Source organism: Acidovorax facilis, from assembly GCF_023913775.1.
GTDB lineage: Bacteria > Pseudomonadota > Gammaproteobacteria > Burkholderiales > Burkholderiaceae_C > Acidovorax > Acidovorax facilis.
In genome coordinates this window covers 1-1,269 of sequence record NZ_JAMXAX010000288.1, presented here as the reverse complement: position 1 = coordinate 1,269, position 1,269 = coordinate 1, and the positions used below count along the sequence as shown (strand labels likewise).

The 1,269-nt window shown below is 60.8% G+C and carries 1 protein-coding gene; it reads right to left on the bottom strand.

Annotated features, from left to right (window positions below; genetic code table 11):
* Nucleotides 1-36 precede the first annotated feature (36 nt).
* Nucleotides 37-1,263, bottom strand: coding sequence for an IS256 family transposase (locus NFX52_RS30195; protein WP_055392850.1), 1,227 nt, complete (start codon nt 1,261-1,263; stop codon nt 37-39).
* Nucleotides 1,264-1,269 lie beyond the last annotated feature (6 nt).

Here is a 1,269-nt window from a genome sequence, read left to right as displayed (position 1 = left end):
GGGCGTGTCCGAATTTTTGTGTAAACGGTTCGGACTTCAGTTGACGGAGATGCGGTCTCCGAACTGAATGGTAAATCGGGTCAGCGCTGCCTTCCAATCCCGAATCGGCATGGTCCACTTCTGACTGATGTTGCGCAGGGCTAAGTAGAACAACTTGGTCAGCGCCTCATCGCTGGGGAATGAACCCCGGTTCTTGCTCAGCTTCCTCAGGCCCATGTTCACCGACTCGATGGCGTTGGTCGTGTAGATGACCTTGCGGATTTCCGCCGGGTGGTCAAAGAACGGCGTCAGTCGGCTCCAGTTCCTGCGCCAGGACTGGCCAATGGGCAGGTAGTCCGAGTCCCACTTTGCTTCGAACTCGCCCAGGCGCAGCTCGGCCTCTTCGGCGGTTGCGGCCTGGTAGATGTGGCGCAGGTCCGCCGCCACATCCTTCCTGCGCTTCCACGAGACATAGTTCAGGCTGTGGCGCACCATGTGCACGATGCACAGTTGAACCACCGCCTTGGGGAACACCGCCTCGATGGCATCGGGGAAGCCCTTGAGCCCGTCAACGCAGGCGATGAAGATATCCTGTACGCCCCGGTTGCGCAGCTCGGTTACCACCTGCAGCCAGAACTTGGCGCCCTCGGTCTGCGCCAGCCACAGGCCCAGCACCTCCTTCTCGCCATTCATGTTGATGCCGATGGCCAGGTACACCGCCTTGACCCGTACCGCGCCCTCGCGCACCTTCACATGGATACAGTCCAGGTAGACGATGGGATAGATGGCTTCCAGCGGCCGTGCCTGCCAAGCTTTGACCTCGTCGCTGACCGCATCTGTCACAGAGGAAATCAGGCTGGGCGAGACCTCGGTGCCATACATCTCCTGCAGGTGCCCCTGAATCTCGCGCACCGTCATGCCGCGGGCGTACAGCGAGATGATTTTGTCGTCGAAGCCGCTCCAGCGGGTCTGGTGCTTGGGGATGAGCTGGGGCTCAAAGCTGCCGTGGCGGTCGCGTGGCACTTCGATGGGCAGTTCGCCGAAATCGCCCTTGAGGGTCTTCTTGCTCTTGCCGTTGCGGGTGTTGCCGCTGGCGTTGGCCACGGCTTCATGGCGCTCGTGGCCCAGGTGTTCGGTCAGTTCGGCGTCCAGCGCCTTCTCCACGAGCAGCTTGGTCAGCTGCTTGAGCAGGCCGTTCTCGCCAATCAGGTCTTCAGGCTTCTTGTAGTCGGCCAGCAGGCTGGCCAGCAGTTTTTGCGGTACTTCGTGCTTCTTGGTTGTCATTGTGTT

Coding starts and splice junctions, on each gene's coding strand:
- NFX52_RS30195 (WP_055392850.1), bottom strand. CDS start 1,263: ATGACAACCAAGAAGCACGAAGTACCGCAAAAACTGCTGGCCAGCCTG.